Here is a 15,774-nt window from a genome sequence, read left to right on the forward strand (position 1 = left end):
AAAGGGACTAAGTTTTATTTTTATTTCTTTTGTAATGGACTAATAATTTGAACATTCTGAAAAACAATTGCACCTTTTATTACACCGGCAATTGTACTTCTTAAAGCATCGATAATCTGCATTTTTAATTCACTTTTCGGATAAATTAAACTAACTTCTCTTGCTGGTTTTGGCTCTTTAAAATTACGTAGTTTTAATTTATCAGTTTCTTTTAAATCCATTGTATGTAAGTACGGAAGCAGCGTTGTTCCCAGACCTTCATCGGCTAATTTTATTAATGTTTCGAAACTTCCACTTTGAATCTGAAAATTATTTTGGTCAATATCAGTTCCATTTTTGCACAAGTTCAAAATTCCGTCTCTAAAGCAATGGCCATCCTGTAAAAGCAAAATTTCATTGATATTTAAATCAGAAACTTCTATTTCATTTTTTTGAAAACTGGAATGATGTTCAGGGATGTAAGCTACAAAAGGCTCAAAATAAAGGACGATTTCTTTAATTTTTTCATCTTCAAGAGGCGTTGCGGCAATGGCAGCGTCTAAATGACCGTTTTTTAGCTTTGTAATGATCTCATCTGTATTTAGCTCTTCAATTAAAAGTTTTACTTTCGGATATTTTTTTATAAAATTACTTAGAAACATGGGTAAAAGGGTAGGCATAATAGTAGGAATAATTCCTAAACGAAACTCTCCTCCAATGAATCCTTTTTGCTGTTCAACAATGTCTTTTATTCTGTCAGCTTCATTAACAATATTTTTTGCCTGATTTACAATTTTTTGACCAATATCTGTAAGCTGAATAGGCTTTTTACTTCTGTCGAAAATTAAAATATTAAGTTCTTCTTCAATTTTCTGAATCTGCATGCTTAAAGTAGGCTGCGTCACGAAACATTTTTCTGCAGCCAATGTAAAATTTTTATGTTCGGCTACTGCTAAAACATATTGTAATTGAGTAATAGTCATTTTGATAGTATTTTGTGATGCAAAAATAAGAAAATATAATTTTTTTTTATAATTATTTCGAAGAAGTTATTTTAAATTTGTAAAAAACATACTATAAAATTAATATAAGATGAAAACAAATATTTTAGGATTACCAGTAAAAGAATCAGAATTATTAGTAAAACAGTTAAATGTTTTGCTGTCCAATTTTCAAGTTTATTATCAAAACTTAAGAGGAATTCATTGGAATATTCGTGGGAAACGCTTTTTCGATCTACATGTGAAATTTGAAGAGTTATACACTGATTCTCAATTAAAGATTGATATGATTGCTGAAAGGGTTTTGACTATTGGAGGAACACCATTACATACTTTTGAAGATTATATTAAAAACAACAAACTAACAGTTGGGAAAAATATTTCGAATGATGAAAAAGCAGTTCAATTGATAGTACATTCTTTATCGGATTTGCTTAAAATTGAACGGGAGATTTTGAATAAATCCGGAGAAATTAATGATGAAGGAACTAATTCGATGATGAGTGACTTTATTGCAGAGCAGGAAAAAACCATTTGGATGATGAATGCTTGGCTTGAAGAAGAGCTTTAAATTACTGTATAGTAAATAATTACAAACAGAAGAGTCAGATTTGATTTTTCTGTTTTTTTATAAATGTTAAATTTCTATAAAATTTTTAGCTTGATACTTTGATTCTATTTGTTAAAAGTTATTTTTGTCACAATGAAATTAGTCGCTCGCATATTATTATTCATATTTATTGCTTTCTTAGCAACGCCAACTGTTGTGACCTTGATGAAGAAAAGCAATGATACGTCTATGTTTTTCAGTTTTTCTGAAGAAGAGCATTCTCATAAAGAACTTAAGGCTGCCGTTTATGCCGCAATACTTCAACACGAAGTTGCAATGCCGGTTTATATTCAAAAAAAGACAATAGCATCTGAAAATATTGTAAAACTAGACAATATTTCTCCAAGCATATTTGCTCCCCCTCCAAATTTGGCATAATACTTCCGATTATTTTAAACTAACTGTATTTATAGAAAATGCAGTAGATTCTTAATGTATCAATTTTTAGTATTGTATTATGTCAAAAAAAATGAATCTTTTTGCCAACCTTAAATCTGATTTTGCTTCAGGTTTAGTAGTTTTTTTGGTGGCTCTTCCCTTGTGTTTAGGTATTGCAATGGCTTCCGGAGCACCCTTGTTTTCCGGAATTATCGCAGGTGTTATTGGTGGTATTGTGGTGGGGTTTTTAAGCCAGTCACACATTAGTGTATCGGGTCCTGCGGCTGGTTTAACAGCTATTATTTTGACTGCAATCACTGATTTTGGTGCTTTCGATGTTTTTTTACTGTCTGTTTTTATTGCTGGATTAATTCAGTTAGGATTAGGGTTTTTAAAAGCCGGAAGTATTTCAAATTATTTTCCAACAAATGTTATTGAGGGAATGTTAGCGGGTATTGGTATTATTATCATCTTAAAACAAATACCACACGCATTTGGTTACGATGCAGATTTTGAAGGAGATCAGGCTTTTATCCAACATGACGGAAGCAATACTTTTTCATTTTTATTCGATGTAATTAATCATATTAAGCCTGGTGCTGTCGTAATTTCGTTAGTATCATTAGTTATATTGATTTCCTGGGATAAAGTTCCTTTTTTAAAGAGATTAAAATTAATTCCGGGAGCACTTGTAGCTGTTGTTCTGGGAGTAGTTTTGAATGAAATATTTACTATTTCAGGTAGTTCGTTGGCAATTGCAAAAGAGCATTTGGTTTCTTTACCTGTTCCACAATCTTTTGATGAATTTAAATCAATTCTTATAACGCCAAATTTTGCTGCAGTAACAAATCCGCAAGTTTGGGTTGTTGGGATTACTATAGCCATTGTTGCTTCTATTGAAACTCTTTTGTGTATTGAGGCTTCCGACAGAATGGATGTTCAGAAACGATATACCAATACCAATATCGAATTAAAAGCGCAAGGGGTTGGTAATATGATGAGTGCTCTTATAGGTGGACTGCCTATGACATCGGTTGTGGTTAGGTCATCTGCTAATAATAATGCAGGGGCAAAGTCTAAAATGTCTTCTATTATTCATGGTGTACTTTTGTTAATCAGTGTTTTGGCTATTCCGGCAATATTGAATAAAATTCCGTTGGCTACATTGGCTACCGTTTTGATTTTGGTAGGATATAAACTGGCTAAACCTGCTACATTTTTACATTTTTGGGAAAAAGGAAAATATCAATTTATACCATTCATCGCAACTTTAGTATTTGTTGTAGCTACAGATCTGCTTAAAGGGGTTGCGTTGGGAATCATTATTAGTATCATTTTTGTATTGAGAGGAAATCTAAAAAGAGCTTACAGTTTTAAAAAAGAAGAATATGAAGACGGAGATATTATCCATATCGATTTGGCACAGGAAGTTTCATTTTTGAATAAAGCAGCAATCAAACAAACCTTAAATGATATTCCTGAAAATTCTAAAGTAATCATAAATGCGCATGATACGGAGTATATCGCTCATGATGTTCTGGATTTGATTCGTGAGTTTAAGGAAACACGGGCTATAGATGAAAACATTAAAGTAAAATTGAAAGGTTTTAAGAAAGCATACGAATTGGAAAATACCCCAGAGACGAATAACCACGTCACAATCGAGCATTATTATGATGTTGCTAAAAGAATTTTAGTAAAAAAAGAAGTTGAATAAAAAAGAGTTTTAAAACAAATAAAAAAATAATTAAGGTATTTCTAAAGTTTTATAAATATCAAAAAATGTAACTTTGCAAAAGTTTATTTTAATATTTTATAGATATAAAAATACCATTTCAAAAATTAATAAGTAATGAGAGAATTTTATCAAAAATTATTAGACAATAATAAAGAGTGGGTTGAAAGATCATTAGCATTAGACCCAAATTATTTTGCTGATTTAGCTAAAGGTCAAACCCCGCCATTATTATGGATTGGATGTTCCGACAGTCGTGTTCCTGCAAACGAAATTATAGGAGCAAAGCCAGGTGAGGTTTTTGTACACCGAAATATTGCCAATATGGTTGTTCACTCAGACATGAATATGTTAAGCGTACTGGATTATGCCGTAAATGTTTTAAAAGTAAAACACGTTATTGTTTGCGGGCATTATGGTTGTGGTGGTGTAAAAGCTGCAATGGGAAATATGTCAGTGGGTATTATCGATAACTGGATTCGTCATATTAAAGATGAATACCGTTTGCATGATAAATATCTAAATTCAATCGAAGATGAAACAGAACGTTTCAATGCTTTTGTTGAAATCAATGCTAAAGAGCAAGTTTATAATTTGGCTAAAACTTCAATTGTACAGGCTGCTTGGAAAAATGGTCAGGATTTAATGCTTCACGGATGGGTTTACGGTTTAAATTCAGGTTTCGTAACCGATTTGAATGTGAATATTGCATCGAATGAAGAACTAGATGATGTTTATCAATTGAGTAATTTGTAAGAAGTAATTTGTAAAAAAAAATCGCCTCAAATAAGGCGATTTTTTTTTATTCATTTTCATCTAGATTTTCATTAAAAGCAGATGGTAACATTGTTGGAATAAACTTGATTAAAATAGGCAATAATAAACTTCCTCCCGGAAGTAAAAATATAGTAAGTGATGGTATTGTTTTACAAATATCCAAAAGCTGTTTTTTTACTTTTTTCTTTTCTTTGGCATCCAAATCTCTGGTTGTAGAATAAGCCAAAAGAACCATTAATTCTTTACTCTGAACAATTTCCTTAATTAATCTGTTTTTGTTTCTAATGATCAATTTTACAACCGTATGTGTCATCTGATCATAGAAATGCTTTACCGGATTCGAATAATTGAAATAGGGTATTTTCTTTTTATGTGTTGTTATAAACGAATTTGTTGTATCGATACTTTGAGTTACAAAATCATCAGAAACCTCCATCATTGATCCTAAAGAATATAAAAAGTAAGCTTCTTCATTTTCGACTACGCCATCACTCCATAAAGCCATACCGGCCATATCGATTAAGTAATAATGCTCTAGTGTATTGGTAAAATAATCAAGACGTAAGGTTTCTAAAGTATCGACTGTAACTTTTGAAAATTTAGAATAACGTATAGAAGCCTCAAAAAGCTTAATTAATAAGTCGTCATGCTGTGATTTAACCGTTTTTGTTTTTAATGCAAGTCCTACGATTCCCAGTACAGTTTCTTCAATTCTTTTGAGATACTTCTCCGGAATTGTACCATTTTCTAAATATTGTCTAAAAGCCAGTACATCTATAAATAACAAAGCATTAGTTACAAGATGCGAGAAGTTTTTGCTAATAATGCTGTCATTGGTTTGTACTCTCTGATCAATTATATTTTCTAACTCAAGTGAAGGCGAATCTTTTGGAAGCAGAATTTTGAACAAATTAAAACTCTCAGGATTCATTTCCTTATAGAATTTTAAAACTTCAGAAATAAAGTTATGGGGTTCGGAGTTTCTTTTTTCTAAGCAAAAAACATGATACAAGGTGTTTAATAAGGCAATTTTAGAAATTTCAGTTTTAAACCAGCCTTTTATTGGAATTGGGATTTGAGAATTAATAGAAATAATATGCCCGTAGATAAAACCTGTTTCTCTTACTTTTTGGTAAAAAGAATTTGTAGTCTCAAAAGGAATGGCTTCTGAGAATTTTTGGTCACTAAAAAATTTATCTATCCAGCCGTGTGCCGATGGGTTAATCATTAACTTTAATTTGAGAATACAAAGCTATATCTTTTTCTCGTGCCAAGATTAATTTTTTAAATGAAATAACCACTAGATTTTGTAAAAAAAATAGTGGCTATATATTTTGTGAAGTAAAGAGGAATGTAAAATTAGACTCTCGCCTTTTTATTTTGTTCGCAAAGCAAAATTATCTCTGCAATTCTCTTGTTTCTTGTTTCTTCTCTCTTGGCCTGATTGAGCCAGTAAAGATAATTTTTTCTGTACGAGGGACTAAACTTCTGATAGTTCTCAAAAGCAACTGGATTAGAATTGAAAGCCAATTGAAGTTCTTTGGGAATAATCAACTCATCGACAGAATCTAAGGAATTCCAGGAGCCATTTTGTTTTGCAATTTCAATTTTAGCTAAACCGCTTTCGTGCATTAAATTAGCAGCGATTAGCTTTTGAATATAGGATTTGTTGAGTTTGCTCCAGACACTTTTAGTTTTTCTGGGCGAAAAAAATTGCTTTCTGGAGTCGTCATCAATCTTCCTAACAGTAGAATCTATCCAACCGTAGCAAATTGCAACCTGAACAGCTTCTTCCCAACGCATACTTTCACTTGCACTGCTTACTTTGTAAAATATCAAATGAATGCCTTTTGAACTGTGATGATTTTCATGCAGCCAAGCTCTCCATTCCTGAGCGTTTTTAAAATATAGATGTTCCTGATCTTTCAAAAAAATATTTTTGTTAGGTTCTGTTATGAGATTTATATTTTAAAAACATCATTAGATAAAAACTTTATTTTATAATTCCGGAACAGGCAACCCTTGCACCTGCATTACCTGCCGGCTGGGAGGTAAAATCATCTGCACCTTGATGCACAATCAATCCTTTACCTAATATGTTTTTTGTTTCATCATCACCCCCAATTGCCCATTCATCAGTAGTCATGGTTATAGTTCCGTTACCTTTTGCATCTGCTGTAAAGTTGCCAATATCACCTTTATGATATTCGCCAACTCCCCATTTTCCATGCTTTTTAAAAGTTGGATTCCAATGTCCTCCGGCAGAACTTCCATCTGCAGCAGTACAATCTGATTTTTCATGAATGTGAACAGCATGAACTCCAGGTTGCAAACCTGCCAGTTTTGCTGTAAAAGTTACTTTGCCATTTTTTTCTGTAAAAGTTGCAGTTCCTGTAACGCTACTATTGCTTTTTGGCTCTAAAGTTATAGTCAGAGTTTTAGCATCGTTTGATTTTGTACTAGTTTTGCAGCCAATTATTAAGGCAGTAATTATTGCGAAAGAAAAAATCATTTTTTTCATATGTGTGGCTTTTAAATTTAAGATTAAGTAAATTTAACATAAAACAAACGATAATCTTTAAGGATTGAAGTTAAAAAAATCTAAAACTATTCTGTGTAATTTAATTCACTTCGAATGAAGAACTCAAAAATATTGCTTAAATTCGTATAAGTTTTAACGATACAAATGTTTAATTCCGGTTTCTAATTCATTAATATTTAAAATTTTAAGATTATGATAAAGAATGTTGTCATACTTATTTTCTTTAGTTTTCTATTAGTTTCCTGTAATGTTTTTAAATGTAAAAAAAAGGACACCGTTTCACAACTGGAAGGCAACTGGGAGCTTAATTATATCAGCGGACCGCGAATCGCTTTCGATGGTTTGTATCCTGATAAAAGACCTACTATAAATTTCAATATTAAAGAGAATTTGGTTTCGGGCAATAACAGCTGTAATTCTTATACAGGAAAACTTAAAGTAACTGAGAATAAAATTGATTTTACCCAACCTATGGCAGCAACCAAAATGATGTGTATGGACGGCCAGGGTGAACAGGTTTTTATGAGTACTTTGTCAAAAGTAACTTCCTATAGTGTTACTGATGAAGGAAAAACTTTAAACCTTATTTCTGGTGATATTGCAATGATGAGATTCACAAAAAAATAGAATTTCCTTTTCTTAAATATGTAATTTATGAAAACTAAACTATTCATTTTTTTAATAGTATTATCTTTTTTAGGATATCCTTTATTAGCACAGGAAAAATCCAAAAAAGAACTTAAAAAAGAAAGAGAACTACAGAAACAAAAAGAAATAAAAGCCCTTATTGATTCTAAGAATTTTGTTTTTGAAGCACAAAAAGTTATGCCGCAGGGAGGCAGGCTTTTGAATTTAGATTACAACACTTATTTTTTAAAATTTAATGAAACCAAGACAACCTGCGATCTGCCTTTTTTTGGACGTGGATTTAATATACCTTACGGAGGAGGAGAAGGCGGTATAAAATTCGAAGGTATTCCTGAAGATATACGAATTGAAAAAAATAAAAAATCGTATAATATAAAAACAACTGTAAAAGGTAAAGAAGATGTTTATAATCTTTTTTTTACTGTTTTCTTTAATGGAGGAGCAACTCTTTCAGTCAATAGTAATAATAGGGCCTCAATTTCTTATGATGGAGAAATTGAAGCACCAAAACCAGAAGAACTTAAAAAATAGGAATTGTAGGTAGTTTTTTAATCATTGTGTCCCAAATTCTGTGATGGATGCTAAAAAAGACTTTTTATATTCTCTCGAAAAATCGATTACCGATACTGTTTTTTTTATTTGTAATTACAGCTTACATTCAGGATTTAGAACCCAGAGTTTATACTAATATGCAAAAAAAATAAATGTAGCTGCAATCGGATATGCTTATATGGATGTAAATGTATTAGCAGATCCATATAGGTGCTTATACCAATAACGGATTGAATTATTATGCTTTAACTGCCGCCTATCAATATTCATTCTTAAAAAAAAAGAAAATATTAATATGTTTTAATTAAAAAAAGCAACAGTTATAGATTTCTACAACTGTCGCTTTTTTTATTTTTTTTGACTGTCTATTTAGCCATTTTCACTTCGTAAATAGCATTAACCATTCCGTCACGAGTAGTATCTAAAGTAAGTTCCCAGAACATGATTCCTCCCAGTTTTTTGGATTTTGCATATTTAGTTTTTTCCTTTATAGATTTAAGGTCATCAGACGTTGCGAAAGTTTTGGTTTGTGTATTGTACCAGTAAGGTGCTTTTGCTTTCTCATCCCAAAAATATTTCCAGCCGTTTGCTTCAGTATACGTTTTTTCAAAATCTTTAAAACTAACCCCTTCTATGTGTTCACCAGCCTGATAAAGACCATTGTTAATGTTTTCTACATTTTTCCAGGTTCTTGAATAAAATGCACCACCAATAACTAATTTTTCAGCAGCAACTCCCTGTTTTAATAAATAAGTAACCGCTCTGTCTGTCGATTCTTCGTTTGCATTTGTGCTGAATAAAGGCGTATGATGTCCGGTAACTTTTGAATAGCCATTTACTAAATCATAACTCATAATGTTAATACGATTTACTAATGGCGCAACCGTTTTCCAATCTATAGATTCATCTAAATATTTTTGAAAACCTCCTGCAGCAAAACTCAATTCGTATTTCTTTCCTAAAACCGAACGTAATATTTTGATTAATTCCGTAAAATTTGATTTGTCCACAGATTGATATAAATGCCCAGGCAGTCCCTCAATTGCGGGATATTCCCAATCCAAATCAAAACCATCAACTTTATAAGAGTCACTGATTTCTTTTACTGATTTTGCAAATTTCAAACGCCCTTCGGTAGTTGAGAATACAGATGAACAAGGTTCGCAGCCACCCCAGCCACCAAGTGATAAAATGATTTTCAATTGCGGATTTTTAGCTTTCAAAGAAACTAAGTGTTTTATTGTAATTGAATCTTTAGGAGAATCTACGCTTAGTTTGCCGTCTTTTAAATGACAAAAGCTAAAAATTATTTGATTCAGTTTATTGACTTCGTATTCGTCAATGATTTTAGAATCACCGGTATAATAAGCGATGATGTCTATTTTTTTATTTTTCTGCGCAAAAATATTTGAGGATATCAGGCAGATAAATAAAAGGGTAATTAGATTAACTTGTTTCATTTTATGTTTTTTAAAGTTTTAAAATGCTAAATATAAAACATTGAATTGTAAGTTTTGTTATTAATCCTATAGCATAACCGTAATTTTAATAAAGATTTGTGATATTGGCTTAAAACCATGTAATAAGATAGAAGCTGTCTGGTTAGCATGTGCTTCTGGAAAATATAAGAAATTAAAATTCTCTTTTGATAGCAAAATGATGTTTTAAACGATATAAATCATATAAGAATCTTATGCTGTTTGTTTAGGAAAATATAAGAATTTAAATTCGCAAGAAATATCGACAAAGTATGTTTAAATGAACTTATATCATATATGGTAAAAAATCATTTATGTAGATAAAAAAATAAACCCGTACAATTTCGGGTTGTACGGGTTTAAACAAATTAAAAGCTAAAAAAACTATTTTATATTAGAAGCAGTATGAATTTTCCGCAACTAATTTAGAAGCAATTGTTTCTCTCAATGCTACTACGTTTGGCATGTTTGTATATTTTGTAAAACGGCGTAATCCCATTAACATCATACGTTGTTCATCACCTTCAGCAAAAGAAGCTATTCCTTCTTTTCCTTTTAGGTTTACAATATCTACAGCTTTGTATAGGTACAGTTTTGCCATAGCAATCTGCTCTTGTACTTTATCTTCACCTTGATTTTTGGCTAATTTTTCAGTTCTAAGAATAGTACTTTCAGCCATATAAATTTCGATTAAGATATCAGATGCAGCCATTAATAACTGTTGGTGAGCATCTAAATCAGCACCGTATTTTTGAACAGCACTTCCCGCTACCATTAAGAAAACTTTTTTAAGGTTGGCAACGATTCCTTTTTCTTCTGCAAATAATTCAGAGAAATCAGGAGTGTCAAAAGATGGAATTCCCATTAATTCTTCCTGAACTTTCATTGCTGGTCCAAGTAAATCAACATGTCCTTTCATTGCTTTTTTGATCAACATACCAACAGAAAGCATTCTGTTAATTTCGTTTGTTCCTTCGTAAATTCTGGCAATACGAGCATCTCTCCAGGCGCTTTCCATTGGAGTGTCTTCAGAGAATCCCATTCCGCCAAAAATCTGAATTCCTTCATCAGCACAAGATTGTACATCTTCAGAAACTGCTACTTTCAGGATTGAACATTCGATAGCATACTCTTCAACTCCTTTTAATTCTGATTCTTGGTGAGAAGTTCCTTCAGCCTCACGAGCTACGATTCTGTCTTCGATATCTTTTGCAGCACGGTAAGATGCACTTTCTCCAGCGTAAGCGCTAGTTGCCATTTCAGCTAATTTAGAACGGATAGCGCCAAAAGATGAAATTGGTGTGTTAAACTGAATCCTTTCGTTAGCATATTTTACAGCTCCGGAAGTAACTCTTCTTTGTGCATCCAAACAAGCGGCAGCCAATTTAATACGACCAACGTTCAAAGCATTCATCGCGATTTTGAAACCGTTTCCTCTTTCAGACAACATGTTTTCAACGGGAACTTTTGTCTCATTGAAGAAAACCTGACGGGTAGAAGAAGCACGGATTCCTAATTTATGCTCTTCTTCATTCATAGAAATTCCGTTTGACGGATCATTTTCTACGATGAAACCTGTAATATTTTTGTCATCTCCAATACGGGCAAAAACGATGAACACGCTGCAAAAACCAGCATTCGAAATCCACATTTTTTGTCCTGTGATTGAGTAGTATTTTCCATCCTCAGATAGAACCGCTTTTGTTTTTCCTGAGTTAGCATCGGATCCTGCACCTGGTTCAGTCAAGCAATAAGCTCCAAACCATTCTCCTGAAGCCAATTTAGGAACGTATTTTAGTTTTTGTTCTTCTGTACCGTATAATGTAATTGGCATAGTTCCAATTCCGGTATGAGCACCAAAAGCTGTTGAAAAAGATCCTGTTGCACCAGAAATGTAGTCACAAACTAACATTGTAGAAACAAATCCCATTCCTAGTCCGCCGTAAGCTTCAGGAACAGCAACTCCTAAAAGTCCCAATTCACCAGCTTTGCGCATAGTTTCTTCTGTGTAAGCATAATCTTTTTTCTCAAAACGATCTTTATGTGCCCATAATTCTTTGTCTACAAACTCCTTAACAGAGTCACGCATCATTAACTGTTCTTCCGAAAAATCTTCTGGTGTAAAGATATCTTCACATTTTGTTTCTTTAACTAAAAACTGACCACCACGGGTTACGTTTTTTTCGATTGTATCTGCCATTGCTTTTGTTTTTGTATGTTTTTTATTTATGATTTTATTTCCCCAATCTTGTCATTGCGAGGAACGAAGCAAACACATTGCAAAATAAAACTTTGCGTAATGGTTAGTGAGGTTGCTTCGTTCCTCGCAATGACAGAATAAGAAAAAATACTTTATCTATAGTACCTCGTAAATACCTGCAGAACCCTGTCCAGTTCCTACACACATAGTTACAACTCCGTATTTGTTACCTCTGCGTTTCATCTCATCAAACAATTGAACAGATAGTTTTGCTCCTGTACAACCTAGTGGATGACCTAAAGCAATGGCACCGCCATTTACGTTTACTAAATCCGGATTTAATCCTAGTTCACGAATTACAGCCAAGGATTGAGAAGCAAAAGCTTCATTCAACTCGAATAACTCAATGTCGTTTAATGACATTCCTGCTTGTTTCAACACTTTAGGAATTGCTTTTACAGGTCCGATACCCATGATTCTTGGCTCAACACCAGAAGAAGCAAAATTTACTAATCTGGCGATTGGCTCAAGATTCAATTCTTTAACCATGTCCTCACTCATGATTAAAACAAAAGCAGCACCATCGCTCATTTGTGATGAATTACCTGCTGTTACACTTCCGTCAGCAGCAAAAACTGGGCGTAATCCAGACAAGGCAGGAACAGATGTTCCGGCTCTTGGACCTTCGTCTTGTTTTACAACGTATGATTTAGTTTCTTTTTTACCGTTTTCATTGATGAAGGTCTGATCAACAGTAATTGGAACAATTTGTTTGTCAAATTTCCCTTCAGCTTGTGCTTTTAAGGCTTTCATGTGAGAGTTGTAAGCAAACTCATCCTGATCTTCTCTCGAGACTTTATATTGGTTAGCAACCGCTTCAGCAGTTAAACCCATTCCCCAATAATAATCCTCATGACCTGCAGCTGCAACTTTGTAATCCGGAGTTGGTTTGTAACCTCCCATCGGAATATAACTCATACTTTCTGCACCACCTGCAATAATACACTCAGCCATTCCTGATTGGATTTTAGCAGTCGCCATTCCAATAGTTTCTAATCCAGATGCGCAATAACGGTTTACGGTTACACCAGGAACATCTTCGACTTTTAATCCCATTAAAGAGATCAAACGTCCAACGTTTAGTCCTTGTTCAGCTTCCGGCATGGCATTTCCTACCATAACGTCATCGATACGTTTTTTGTCAAAATCTGGCAGTTCATCCATCATAAACTGAATGGTTTCTGCAGCTAATTCATCAGGTCTCTTAAATCTAAAAACCCCTTTTGGTGCTTTTCCTACCGCCGTACGGTATGCTTTTACTATATATGCTGTTTTCATTTGTTTTGTTTTTAAGATTTTTAGAAGAAAGAAGAAAGAAGCAAGAAAAAACACAAAACGTAGTTTGAAGTCTTGCTTCTTGTTTCTTGCATCTATTCTCTAATTACGAAGTGGTTTTCCTTTAGTTAACATATACTGAATTCTCTCTAACGTCTTTCTTTCTGTACATAAACTCAGGAAAGCTTCACGTTCGATATCTAATAAATATTGTTCAGATACTAAAGTTGCTTCAGATAAATCACCACCGGCCATTACGTAAGCCAGTTTGTTCGCGATTTTTTTATCGTGTTCAGAAATGTATTTACCAGCTTCCATTTGGTCCGTTCCAACTAAGAACATTCCAAGAGCTTGTTTACCTAAAACCTTAACATCAGTTCTTGTGATAGGCTGTGTATAACCAGCTTCTGCCATTAACAACGCATGTTTTTTAGCTTCGGCAATCTGACGATCTTTGTTTACTACAATAACATCTTTACCATGTTGAAGAAGTCCTGTATCAAAAGCTTCATAACCAGAAGTCGAAACTTTTGCCATCGCAATGGTTAAGAAATACTCCTGGAGAACATTTAATTCCACATCGTTTTTGCGGAAAAGGTCAGAAGCTCTCAAAGCCATTTCTTTAGATCCACCTCCGCCAGGAAGTACACCAACACCAAACTCAACCAATCCCATGTACGTTTCTGCTGCAGCTACTACTTTATCAGCATGTAAGCTCATTTCGCAACCACCACCAAATGTCATTCCGTGCGGCGCTACTACAACTGGAATTCCAGAGTAACGAACGCGCATCATCGTGTCCTGGAACATTTTGATAGCCATGTTCAGTTCATCATATTCCTGTTCCACAGCCATCATAAAAATCATTCCGATGTTAGCTCCAACAGAGAAATTCGCGGCTTGGTTTCCAATAACTAAACCTTGATATTCTTTTTCAGATAAGTCAATTGCTTTATTGATAGCCTGTAGCACATCACCACCAATAGTATTCATTTTAGACTGGAATTCTAAATTCAAAATTCCGTCTCCTAAATCTTCAATGATTGCACCGCTATTGCTCCAAACTTTTTTGCTTTCGCGAATGTTGTTCAGAATAATAAATGAATCTTGTCCCGGAACTTTAACTTGAGATTTTGTTGGAATATTATAGAAATAAGTTGCTCCTTCTTTTACAGAGTAGAAACTTTCGCTTCCGGAAGCCAACATTTCAGTAACCCACGCAGCAGGCTCTAAACCTTCTGCTTTCATGATTTCGATTCCGTTGGCAACACCAATGGCATCCCAAATTTCGAATGGACCATTTTCCCATCCAAAACCGGCTTTCATCGCATCATCAATTTTATATAATTCGTCTGAGATTTCAGGAATTCTGTTTGAAACATAAGCAAACATTCCAGAAAAACTTTTTCTGTAAAATTCACCTGCTTTGTCTTTTCCTTTTACTAAAACTTTAAAACGATCAATTGGTTTATCAATAGTTTTTGTCAGTTCAAGCGTAGCAAAACTTGCTTTTTTAGCAGCACGGTATTCTAATGTATCTAAGTCTAAAGACAAAATATCTTTATCTACTTTTTTATAAAAACCCTGACCAGTTTTGCTTCCTAACCATTTATTTTCCATCATTTTGTTGACGAAATCAGGAAGTTTAAACAATTCGTGTTGTTCGTCTGTCGGGCAGTTTTCATAAATACCGTTGGCAACGTGTACGAGAGTATCCAAACCAACAACGTCAACGGTACGGAAAGTAGCCGATTTTGGACGTCCAATTACCGGACCAGTCAATTTATCAACTTCTTCAATCGTTAATCCCATTTCTTTTACGAGGTGGAACAAACTTTGAATACCGTAAATACCAATTCTGTTTCCAATAAACGCCGGAGTATCTTTAGCCACAACTGAAGTTTTTCCTAAGAATTTAGAACCGTATTCGTTTAAGAAATCCAATACTTCAGTTGAGGTTTTTGGACCCGGAATAATTTCGAATAATTTTAAGTAACGCGCAGGGTTAAAAAAGTGAGTTCCGCAGAAGTGCTTTTGAAAATCCTCGCTTCTTCCTTCACTCATAAATTGAATCGGAATACCAGAAGTGTTAGAAGTAACCAAAGTTCCCGGTTTACGGTACTTTTCAATTTGTTCAAAAACCGTTTTTTTAATATCCAGGCGTTCTACGACAACTTCGATAATCCAGTCAACATTGGCAATTTTTGCCATATCATCAGTCGTATTTCCGGTTGTGATTCGGCTTGCGAATTTCTGGCTGTAAATAGGAGATGGTTTCGATTTTAATGAATTTGCTAAGTGCTCGTTTACCACACGGTTGCGAACAGCTTTACTTTCAAGCGTTAATCCTTTTTTAGTTTCAGCTTCTGTCAACTCGCGCGGTACGATGTCAAGCAGTAAAACTTCAACACCAATATTAGCAAAATGACAAGCTATTCCTGAACCCATAATTCCGGATCCAATTACAGCAACTTTTTTAATTGTGCGTTTCATATTTGTAAAATTTGTTTTTTGGGTAGAATTTGAATTTTTTATCTTT

The 15,774-nt window shown here is 33.7% G+C and carries 14 protein-coding genes; 6 read left to right on the forward strand and 8 right to left on the reverse strand.

Features of this window, described 5'->3' with window-relative positions; translation table 11 throughout:
• Nucleotides 1-20: 20 nt before the first annotated feature.
• Nucleotides 21-962 carry a LysR substrate-binding domain-containing protein gene (locus ACEN2I_RS01315; protein WP_441764315.1) on the reverse strand — a complete coding sequence of 314 codons (942 nt, stop codon included), beginning with the start codon at nucleotides 960-962 and terminating at the stop codon, nucleotides 21-23.
• Between the two features lie 109 nt (nucleotides 963-1,071).
• Here ACEN2I_RS01315 and ACEN2I_RS01320 point away from each other — a divergent pair, with 109 nt between their 5' ends.
• From ACEN2I_RS01320 to can, 4 genes are all read left to right on the forward strand, one after another.
• Entirely contained in the window at nucleotides 1,072-1,551 is a 480-nt protein-coding gene (locus ACEN2I_RS01320) for a Dps family protein (protein ID WP_441764316.1), read from the forward strand.
• Between the two features lie 132 nt (nucleotides 1,552-1,683).
• On the forward strand, nucleotides 1,684-1,968 hold the full coding sequence (locus ACEN2I_RS01325) for a hypothetical protein (protein ID WP_441764317.1): 285 nt from the start codon (nucleotides 1,684-1,686) through the stop codon (nucleotides 1,966-1,968).
• A gap of 79 nt (nucleotides 1,969-2,047) precedes the next feature.
• Entirely contained in the window at nucleotides 2,048-3,685 is a 1,638-nt protein-coding gene (locus tag ACEN2I_RS01330; RefSeq protein ID WP_441764318.1) for a SulP family inorganic anion transporter, read from the forward strand.
• Nucleotides 3,686-3,820: 135 nt separating this feature from the next.
• Nucleotides 3,821-4,459, forward strand: a complete 639-nt coding sequence (can, locus tag ACEN2I_RS01335) for a carbonate dehydratase (protein ID WP_441764319.1) — start codon at nucleotides 3,821-3,823, stop codon at nucleotides 4,457-4,459.
• Between the two features lie 46 nt (nucleotides 4,460-4,505).
• Here can and ACEN2I_RS01340 read toward each other — a convergent pair whose 3' ends face one another.
• The 3 genes from ACEN2I_RS01340 to ACEN2I_RS01350 form a co-directional block, all read right to left on the reverse strand.
• Complete coding sequence (locus ACEN2I_RS01340) at nucleotides 4,506-5,708, reverse strand: LETM1-related biofilm-associated protein (protein WP_441764320.1); 1,203 nt, start codon at nucleotides 5,706-5,708, stop codon at nucleotides 4,506-4,508.
• Between the two features lie 131 nt (nucleotides 5,709-5,839).
• Complete coding sequence (locus tag ACEN2I_RS01345; RefSeq protein ID WP_441764321.1) at nucleotides 5,840-6,409, reverse strand: YdeI/OmpD-associated family protein; 570 nt, start codon at nucleotides 6,407-6,409, stop codon at nucleotides 5,840-5,842.
• Between the two features lie 64 nt (nucleotides 6,410-6,473).
• Nucleotides 6,474-7,001, reverse strand: a complete 528-nt coding sequence (locus ACEN2I_RS01350) for a superoxide dismutase family protein (protein WP_441764322.1) — start codon at nucleotides 6,999-7,001, stop codon at nucleotides 6,474-6,476.
• A 213-nt stretch (nucleotides 7,002-7,214) separates the two neighbouring features.
• Here ACEN2I_RS01350 and ACEN2I_RS01355 point away from each other — a divergent pair, with 213 nt between their 5' ends.
• A complete protein-coding gene (locus ACEN2I_RS01355) occupies nucleotides 7,215-7,649 on the forward strand; it encodes an META domain-containing protein (RefSeq protein ID WP_441764323.1) in 435 nt (144 codons plus the stop codon).
• Nucleotides 7,650-7,676: 27 nt separating this feature from the next.
• Nucleotides 7,677-8,201, forward strand: coding sequence for a DUF4251 domain-containing protein (locus ACEN2I_RS01360; RefSeq protein ID WP_441764324.1), 525 nt, complete (start codon nucleotides 7,677-7,679; stop codon nucleotides 8,199-8,201).
• Between the two features lie 386 nt (nucleotides 8,202-8,587).
• Here the strand turns inward: ACEN2I_RS01360 and ACEN2I_RS01365 are convergent, their stop codons facing one another.
• The 4 genes from ACEN2I_RS01365 to ACEN2I_RS01380 form a co-directional block, all read right to left on the reverse strand.
• Nucleotides 8,588-9,682: a glycoside hydrolase family 18 protein gene (locus ACEN2I_RS01365; RefSeq protein ID WP_441764325.1), complete on the reverse strand. Its 1,095-nt coding sequence runs from the start codon at nucleotides 9,680-9,682 to the stop codon at nucleotides 8,588-8,590.
• A gap of 412 nt (nucleotides 9,683-10,094) precedes the next feature.
• Complete coding sequence (locus tag ACEN2I_RS01370) at nucleotides 10,095-11,900, reverse strand: acyl-CoA dehydrogenase family protein (RefSeq protein WP_441764326.1); 1,806 nt, start codon at nucleotides 11,898-11,900, stop codon at nucleotides 10,095-10,097.
• Between the two features lie 156 nt (nucleotides 11,901-12,056).
• A complete protein-coding gene (locus ACEN2I_RS01375; protein ID WP_441764327.1) occupies nucleotides 12,057-13,238 on the reverse strand; it encodes an acetyl-CoA C-acyltransferase in 1,182 nt (393 codons plus the stop codon).
• A 99-nt stretch (nucleotides 13,239-13,337) separates the two neighbouring features.
• On the reverse strand, nucleotides 13,338-15,728 hold the full coding sequence (locus ACEN2I_RS01380; protein ID WP_441764328.1) for a 3-hydroxyacyl-CoA dehydrogenase/enoyl-CoA hydratase family protein: 2,391 nt from the start codon (nucleotides 15,726-15,728) through the stop codon (nucleotides 13,338-13,340).
• Nucleotides 15,729-15,774: the final 46 nt, after the last annotated feature.

It is taken from the genome of Flavobacterium sp. W22_SRS_FK3 (genome assembly GCF_052113665.1).
GTDB lineage: Bacteria > Bacteroidota > Bacteroidia > Flavobacteriales > Flavobacteriaceae > Flavobacterium.

Coding starts and splice junctions, on each gene's coding strand:
- ACEN2I_RS01350 (WP_441764322.1), bottom strand. CDS start 7,001: ATGAAAAAAATGATTTTTTCTTTCGCAATAATTACTGCCTTAATAATT.
- ACEN2I_RS01380 (WP_441764328.1), bottom strand. CDS start 15,728: ATGAAACGCACAATTAAAAAAGTTGCTGTAATTGGATCCGGAATTATG.
- ACEN2I_RS01315 (WP_441764315.1), bottom strand. CDS start 962: ATGACTATTACTCAATTACAATATGTTTTAGCAGTAGCCGAACATAAA.
- ACEN2I_RS01360 (WP_441764324.1), top strand. CDS start 7,677: ATGAAAACTAAACTATTCATTTTTTTAATAGTATTATCTTTTTTAGGA.
- can (WP_441764319.1), top strand. CDS start 3,821: ATGAGAGAATTTTATCAAAAATTATTAGACAATAATAAAGAGTGGGTT.
- ACEN2I_RS01340 (WP_441764320.1), bottom strand. CDS start 5,708: ATGATTAACCCATCGGCACACGGCTGGATAGATAAATTTTTTAGTGAC.
- ACEN2I_RS01330 (WP_441764318.1), top strand. CDS start 2,048: ATGTCAAAAAAAATGAATCTTTTTGCCAACCTTAAATCTGATTTTGCT.
- ACEN2I_RS01355 (WP_441764323.1), top strand. CDS start 7,215: ATGATAAAGAATGTTGTCATACTTATTTTCTTTAGTTTTCTATTAGTT.
- ACEN2I_RS01370 (WP_441764326.1), bottom strand. CDS start 11,900: ATGGCAGATACAATCGAAAAAAACGTAACCCGTGGTGGTCAGTTTTTA.
- ACEN2I_RS01320 (WP_441764316.1), top strand. CDS start 1,072: ATGAAAACAAATATTTTAGGATTACCAGTAAAAGAATCAGAATTATTA.
- ACEN2I_RS01375 (WP_441764327.1), bottom strand. CDS start 13,238: ATGAAAACAGCATATATAGTAAAAGCATACCGTACGGCGGTAGGAAAA.
- ACEN2I_RS01365 (WP_441764325.1), bottom strand. CDS start 9,682: ATGAAACAAGTTAATCTAATTACCCTTTTATTTATCTGCCTGATATCC.
- ACEN2I_RS01325 (WP_441764317.1), top strand. CDS start 1,684: ATGAAATTAGTCGCTCGCATATTATTATTCATATTTATTGCTTTCTTA.